This is a genomic window from Acinetobacter sp. CIP 102136 (assembly GCF_000369685.1).
GTDB classification, from domain to species: domain Bacteria; phylum Pseudomonadota; class Gammaproteobacteria; order Pseudomonadales; family Moraxellaceae; genus Acinetobacter; species Acinetobacter fasciculus.
This window is the reverse complement of sequence record NZ_KB850143.1, coordinates 47,810-55,100: the sequence shown is the minus strand read 5'-3', so window position 1 is coordinate 55,100 and position 7,291 is coordinate 47,810. Positions and strand designations below refer to the sequence as shown.

Genomic DNA, 7,291 nt, shown 5'->3' with positions numbered 1-7,291 from the left:
TGGTGGGTCTGACAAGACTTGAACTTGTGACCCCACGCTTATCAAGCGTGTGCTCTAACCAACTGAGCTACAGACCCTCAGATACATCGTATGAAGAACAACTTGTTGTGGATTCTTACCAATCGTCAATCTTTCGTTAAGGAGGTGATCCAGCCGCAGGTTCCCCTACGGCTACCTTGTTACGACTTCACCCCAGTCATCTGCCACACCGTGGTAAGCGTCCCCCCTAAGGTTAGACTACCTACTTCTGGTGCAACAAACTCCCATGGTGTGACGGGCGGTGTGTACAAGGCCCGGGAACGTATTCACCGCGGCATTCTGATCCGCGATTACTAGCGATTCCGACTTCACGCAGTCGAGTTGCAGACTGCGATCCGGACTACGATCGGCTTTTTGAGATTAGCATCCTCTCGCGAGGTAGCAACCCTTTGTACCGACCATTGTAGCACGTGTGTAGCCCTGGTCGTAAGGGCCATGATGACTTGACGTCGTCCCCGCCTTCCTCCAGTTTGTCACTGGCAGTATCCTTAAAGTTCCCGGCTTAACCCGCTGGCAAATAAGGAAAAGGGTTGCGCTCGTTGCGGGACTTAACCCAACATCTCACGACACGAGCTGACGACAGCCATGCAGCACCTGTATGTAAGTTCCCGAAGGCACCAATCCATCTCTGGAAAGTTCTTACTATGTCAAGACCAGGTAAGGTTCTTCGCGTTGCATCGAATTAAACCACATGCTCCACCGCTTGTGCGGGCCCCCGTCAATTCATTTGAGTTTTAGTCTTGCGACCGTACTCCCCAGGCGGTCTACTTATCGCGTTAGCTGCGCCACTAAAGCCTCAAAGGCCCCAACGGCTAGTAGACATCGTTTACGGCATGGACTACCAGGGTATCTAATCCTGTTTGCTCCCCATGCTTTCGCACCTCAGTGTCAGTATTAGGCCAGATGGCTGCCTTCGCCATCGGTATTCCTCCAGATCTCTACGCATTTCACCGCTACACCTGGAATTCTACCATCCTCTCCCATACTCTAGCCAACCAGTATCGAATGCAATTCCCAAGTTAAGCTCGGGGATTTCACATTTGACTTAATTGGCCACCTACGCGCGCTTTACGCCCAGTAAATCCGATTAACGCTTGCACCCTCTGTATTACCGCGGCTGCTGGCACAGAGTTAGCCGGTGCTTATTCTGCGAGTAACGTCCACTATCCAAGAGTATTAATCTCGGTAGCCTCCTCCTCGCTTAAAGTGCTTTACAACCAAAAGGCCTTCTTCACACACGCGGCATGGCTGGATCAGGGTTCCCCCCATTGTCCAATATTCCCCACTGCTGCCTCCCGTAGGAGTCTGGGCCGTGTCTCAGTCCCAGTGTGGCGGATCATCCTCTCAGACCCGCTACAGATCGTCGCCTTGGTAGGCCTTTACCCCACCAACTAGCTAATCCGACTTAGGCTCATCTATTAGCGCAAGGCCCGAAGGTCCCCTGCTTTCTCCCGTAGGACGTATGCGGTATTAGCATCCCTTTCGAGATGTTGTCCCCCACTAATAGGCAGATTCCTAAGCATTACTCACCCGTCCGCCGCTAGGTAAAGTAGCAAGCTACTCTTCCCCGCTCGACTTGCATGTGTTAAGCCTGCCGCCAGCGTTCAATCTGAGCCATGATCAAACTCTTCAGTTTAAAATCAATAGTGCTTTATTCAAAACACCAAATCTGGCTCATCAATTTTCTGACAAATATTTCTCAAATAAACTTCGAGTAATTTCTACCATCAATCAATGAAAATAATTTCGATCAATCAACCAGTAAAAATCCACACAAGTTGTTCTTCATAATCTCTTAATGATCTTTCTAACACCTCGTCAGTGCCAGAAGCTGGACTTCGATAAACTCAACAACTCCGCCATTCTGCTTCGTTCGTTTCCGTCTATCTCGTCGGTATGGGTGCATTCTAGAGGATTTCAGAATCATTGCAACCCCCAATTCACTATATTTTTCACGTATGTCTTTTTTTTCTACAAAAATTACTGAAAAATCGCTTTTTTATCTAATTTTTAAGCGTTTTTATGCAATAAACCCACTAAACACGTCATTTTATTTTTATAACTGAAAATTCATTTAGACCTAAAAACTATCACAATAATATTTAAAACAGTATTTTTAGCCTTTTGACATTCAAATCTTATCTTTTATTTAAATTAGCTCATCAAAAGAAAACCAAAATTATTCTATCTCGTCCAATAAACTGATCTAAATCCTAGACTCCTCAATTGATGAGTTATTTTTTACGTACAAGGCTTTTATAAAAGCCTATTTTTAGGCTGCTATATAGAAGAAGTATTCATTTTTAGTTTTTCGAATCCCAAGACCATGCGTAGATCACTTATATATAGAAGATAAAGTCTGTTATTTTGCATTAAGCGACTTTTTCCTGCTGTTGCTGTCCACGCCAATGTTGCATGACCTCTACAGTCATGTCTTTCTTACCCTGATAATCCTCGGCAATAAAGAATAATTTCGCGCGTCGCGGTAACTGCTCTTCAATCAGGGAAAATAGAAAGTAATGCGCGGCCAGATCAAGCTGCATAAATAAAGTATAGACAGATCCATAGAGTTGCTGTTTTTGTTCGACCGGCTGGTATTCAAATAAGAACCGTAATATGCAATCGATTTGTTCATCAAAAATATTTTCTGTTGGAAAGCGATACATTCAATCACCTCTGCCTTAATTTTTTATGTTTTGCACTTTTCTTTTCGAGTCATTTTGGAGTCAATTGAAATGAACTCATTCTTAGGGTCATTCACCTAAGTTCAATTTACTGGTTAATTTTAAGTTTGATGGCTCAACGAGAAAAGCAGGCATGCAGATTTATATCTTGATTACGCAATAATAAAGAAAAAAGGAAGAGATCTCTCCCAAAATCTCCTCCTTAGAATTGAATCTTTACCCGATCCATTATGTCATTATTATAGTTATTCGCTTTAAAGCTTTTAAAAAGAGCCTCTTGGAAAAGAGACTTTCTCAGTTGTGGAGTACTATTATTTTTACTACCCTCTAGATGCTCTAAACGAATTCTCTAGATGAATAAATCCTATACATAATAAAGATGAAAAGCAAGTGATTTGGGAAAAATTAACTATTGTTTTCATAGGGTTTTTTTTGACTTTACTTATTTGATTTTTAAATATAGAACATCAATAAAAAAAGCAGACCGAAGCCTGCTTTTATTTCAATAACTTATCCGCTCTTTAGTCAACAAAAGTGACTTTAGCAATTGCTTTTTTGCTGGCCTGAACAATCAAAGTCACGTTCTCTTTCACAGAATACGTCGTATCTACAGTCTGCCAATCCACTTTTACTGCGCCACGGCCTAATGCATCCTTGGCTTGGGCTGCATTTTTGGTTAAGCCTGCCTCACGTAAAATCGAGGTAATAAAGATTTCACCACCAAACTCGCCACGTGAAATGGTCACTTCTGGCGTACCTTCGGGTAATTCACCTTCAGTAATGATATTACCCGCGCCTTTGTGGGCATTGGCAGCCGCTTCTGCACCATGGAAACGCTCGACCAGCTCCAGCGCAAGAATCTTTTTGACTTCTTGTGGATTACGGCCTTCAGCCACTTCTTTTAATAACTGTTGAATTTCTTCAATGGTTTTGAAGCTCAGCAGATCAAAATAACGCTCAATCAATGCATCCGGCATTGAGAGCACTTTTTGGTACATCGCGCCCGGTGCATCAAATACACCAATATAGTTACCTAAAGACTTAGACATCTTGTTGACGCCATCTAAACCTTCAAGAATTGGCACTGTGATACATACTTGTGCTTCTTGATTATAACGACCTTGTAAGGTACGACCCATCAACAGGTTAAAGGTCTGATCTGTACCACCCAGTTCTACGTCTGCTTCCAGCGCAACAGAGTCATAGCCTTGTACCAATGGGTACAAAAATTCATGAATCGCGATCGGCTGCTGGTTGTTATAACGTTTGGTGAAATCATCACGCTCCAACATACGCGCAACCGTTTGCTGTGATGCCAATTGAATTAAATCAGCCGCAGTTTTTTGCGCAAACCATTCCGAGTTAAACACCACTTTGGTTTTGTCGGGATCAAGAATTTTAAATACTTGTTCTTGATATGTTTTAGCGTTCTCTAAAACCTGTTCACGTGACAATGGTGGACGTGTTGCGCTCTTACCAGTTGGGTCACCGATCATCGCAGTATAGTCACCGATCAGAAACAACACTTCATGACCCAAATCTTGGAATACTTTTAACTTATTAATGAGAACCGTGTGGCCCAAGTGCAAATCAGGCGCAGTCGGATCAAAACCCGCTTTAATTTTTAATGGGCGATTCTGTTTTAATTTCTTGAGAAGGTCTTCTTCAGAAATAATTTCGTGGGTGCCTCGTTGAATGAGGGCAAGTTGTTCTTCAGCCGGCAGGAAATTTGACATCACAAAATCCAATACATCAGTTACTCAATTTGTGCGATATACTAACACTTTTTCAGCATATTGCAGGCTTAAGAATAACCATGACAGCGATCTATATTGGGGTAATGACCGGCACGAGCATGGATGGTGTCGATATTGTTGCTGCTTCTTTTGATCCACTCCAGCTTCATGCCACACTCACTTTGGCATTTGATCCCGACCTTCGGGATGAGCTGATGGCACTGACCTTGCCAGATGACAATGAAATTGACCGTATGGGCAAGGCTGATGTTGCACTGGCACAAATGATTGGTCATGGTATTAATGCGCTGATTGAAAAAAATAACCTGGATAAATCCAGAATCAAGGCGATTGGCTCGCATGGCCAGACCATCCGGCATCGTCCTGAACATGGTTTTACCCTACAAATTGGTGACCCGAACATCATTACTGAAATTACTCAGATTCCGGTGATTTCAGATTTCCGTCGTCGTGATCTGGCGGCAGGTGGTCAGGGAGCACCTTTAGTTCCAGCATTTCATCAGGATATTTTCCAGCATGACAGCATTCACCGGGTAATTTTAAATCTGGGTGGCATTGCCAATGTCAGCCTGCTGCCTGCCGGGAAGCCTGAAGAGGTTTATGGTTTTGATACCGGACCGGCCAATATCTTGATGGATGCTTGGTGTTCCCGTTATACCGGTCAGCCTTTTGATGAAAATGGCAACTGGGCAGCCTATGGCACCCCGATTCGCAGTTTGCTTGATCGCTTGCAGTCACACGCATTCTTCTCCAAAGAACCTCCGAAAAGTACCGGTCGTGAAGATTTCAACCTGGAATGGCTGGATGAACAGATTGCTGACTGGCGCAATGACCTGCAATACGATGAACTGGAAGATACTCCAGAAAATGTACAGGCGACTTTATTAAAGCTCACTACCCGTGCCATTAAAAAAGCAATTTACCGCTCTGGCATGGATACCGGACAGGTTTTTGTTTGCGGTGGCGGTGCCTATAACTCACATTTACTGGAGCAGTTGCGCTGGCGCCTGCGCAAACATGAATGGAGCGTACAGACTACCGCCGATCTGGGCCTCAGTCCCACCTGGGTGGAAGCTACTGCCTTTGCCTGGCTGGCCATGCGTTTTATGAATCAACTGAATGGTAACCTGCCTGCAGTCACTGGTGCCGCTGGCTATCGCGTCCTTGGCACCATTACTGCTGTTTAAATTCAGCGAATTACTATTATCTTGCATGACTCTATAGCTACATAACTACTCAAAAACAGTCATCAAAAAAGGTCTGCATGAATGCAGACCTTTTTTCGTTTTCAATATTCTTTATTGCATCATGCGTTTGGCATTTTCATTTCTAAAGGCCCGCAAAATCTGCTGACCAGCACGACCTGTTGGACTCAAGCCCAAACGCTGCTGTTCCTGACGAATCGCTTGACGGGTTTTATCTCCAATCAGACCATCCACCGCACCAATATCATAGCCACGGTTTAACAGAAATTGCTGGATCTCACGACGTTCTGCACGCGAAGTTCCCGGATCATCAGTAGGCCATGTGGTCATAAATGAGCCTTTACCTTGCAGGCGATCGGATAAATGCGCAATCGCCAAGGCATAACTTTCTGCCGCGTTATAGCTATAAATGGCATCAAAGTTTTTAAAGACCAAAAATACTGGACCACTCGGGCCTGCAGGTGTAAGCAATCCGGCCTGAGAAGATTGCGATAAATTTCCTTGAACCAATGCCGAACCATCGGCACGAACCACCCCTTGATTGATCCAGCTACTCAAGGATTTTTTATTTCTTCGGCCTTCACCGGAAACCGACATGCCTTGCGGAATCTTGACTTCAAAGCCCCAAGGTTGCCCGCTCTGCCAGCCACGCTTGCTTAAAAAGTTGGCGGTCGATGCCAGTGCATCAGGAATGCTCGAAACCAGATCACGTCGGCCATCACCATCAAAATCAACTGCAAGTTCATCATAAGTCGATGGCATAAACTGGGTATGACCAAATGCGCCTGCCCAGGAACCCTTTAATTGTTCTTCACGCACATCGCCACGCTGTAACAGTTTCATTGTGGTAAAAAACTCACCACGAAAATAACTCTGGCGACGACCTTCACAGCTCAAAGTTCCTAAAGCCTGTAATAAAGGATATTTCCCCGAAATATCACCAAAATTACTTTCGACACCCCATACCGCAACTACCGTTTCTGCAGGTACACCATAGGTAGCAGCAACACGATTGAGCACCTCACGATGTTGCTGTAGTTTTTGCCGGCCGAGCTGAACCCGTTCTTCGTCCACCAAACCAGATAGATAATCCCAAATCGGGGTAGAAAATTCAGGCTGGTAATTCAGGCGTTCAATCACTGAATAATCCGGGTTTAAGTTCTGGGTATAACGATCATAGGTACTGCCGCTTACACCTCTAGCAACAGCTTGACTGCGCAAATTAGCGAGACAGTTTTGAAAATTATTTTGGGAGGCATAATTCGGGATATTTGAACTAGAGGTCAAATCAGTCGGCGTGACACGTTGACCATTAATAATAAGTTCAGCCTGTGCCTGTGAAGCAGCCAAGACCACAGAACCAATAAAAAGTGCAAGCCGTTGCATAAGACCCTTGAATATTTAGATTTTGAATTATGCTTCTACCTTAGCAGCTCATGATGAAAATTAAAGCGCCAATGCGTAAATTTAAATTCATAATTCCTACACTTTTAAATTCATTTTGTAATCTTTAAATTTAAACACGAGTTATCCACAAGCTTGTTTTAAATTCAAATCAGCAGGATTTTTGAATTTAAAAAATTACTGGGGATAACTTGTTTCAGGA

Annotated in this window: 4 protein-coding genes, 1 tRNA gene and 1 rRNA gene; 1 reads left to right on the top strand and 5 read right to left on the bottom strand. The window is 43.9% G+C overall.

Features of this window, described 5'->3' with window-relative positions; all coding sequences use genetic code 11:
* The 4 genes from F893_RS15245 to tyrS all read right to left on the bottom strand — a co-directional run bounded on the left by F893_RS15245 (nucleotide 1) and on the right by tyrS (nucleotide 4,459).
* A tRNA-Ile gene (locus tag F893_RS15245) sits at nucleotides 1-77 on the bottom strand.
* A 60-nt stretch (nucleotides 78-137) separates the two neighbouring features.
* Nucleotides 138-1,675, bottom strand: a 16S ribosomal RNA gene (locus F893_RS15240).
* A 736-nt stretch (nucleotides 1,676-2,411) separates the two neighbouring features.
* On the bottom strand, nucleotides 2,412-2,705 hold the full coding sequence (locus F893_RS15235; RefSeq protein ID WP_004281895.1) for a hypothetical protein: 294 nt from the start codon (nucleotides 2,703-2,705) through the stop codon (nucleotides 2,412-2,414).
* A gap of 539 nt (nucleotides 2,706-3,244) precedes the next feature.
* Nucleotides 3,245-4,459, bottom strand: a complete 1,215-nt coding sequence (tyrS, locus tag F893_RS15230) for a tyrosine--tRNA ligase (protein WP_005252995.1) — start codon at nucleotides 4,457-4,459, stop codon at nucleotides 3,245-3,247.
* Between the two features lie 80 nt (nucleotides 4,460-4,539).
* On the opposite strand from tyrS, the gene F893_RS15225 reads away from it, so the two are divergent.
* Complete coding sequence (locus F893_RS15225) at nucleotides 4,540-5,667, top strand: anhydro-N-acetylmuramic acid kinase (RefSeq protein ID WP_004281899.1); 1,128 nt, start codon at nucleotides 4,540-4,542, stop codon at nucleotides 5,665-5,667.
* Between the two features lie 111 nt (nucleotides 5,668-5,778).
* Here the strand turns inward: F893_RS15225 and F893_RS15220 are convergent, their stop codons facing one another.
* Complete coding sequence (locus F893_RS15220; RefSeq protein ID WP_004281900.1) at nucleotides 5,779-7,071, bottom strand: lytic murein transglycosylase; 1,293 nt, start codon at nucleotides 7,069-7,071, stop codon at nucleotides 5,779-5,781.
* Nucleotides 7,072-7,291: the final 220 nt, after the last annotated feature.

Excerpts from the sequence above, each read along its gene's own strand:
- F893_RS15235 (WP_004281895.1), bottom strand. The coding sequence starts at position 2,705 with ATGTATCGCTTTCCAACAGAAAATATTTTTGATGAACAAATCGATTGC.
- F893_RS15225 (WP_004281899.1), top strand. The coding sequence starts at position 4,540 with ATGACAGCGATCTATATTGGGGTAATGACCGGCACGAGCATGGATGGT.
- tyrS (WP_005252995.1), bottom strand. The coding sequence starts at position 4,459 with ATGTCAAATTTCCTGCCGGCTGAAGAACAACTTGCCCTCATTCAACGA.
- F893_RS15220 (WP_004281900.1), bottom strand. The coding sequence starts at position 7,071 with ATGCAACGGCTTGCACTTTTTATTGGTTCTGTGGTCTTGGCTGCTTCA.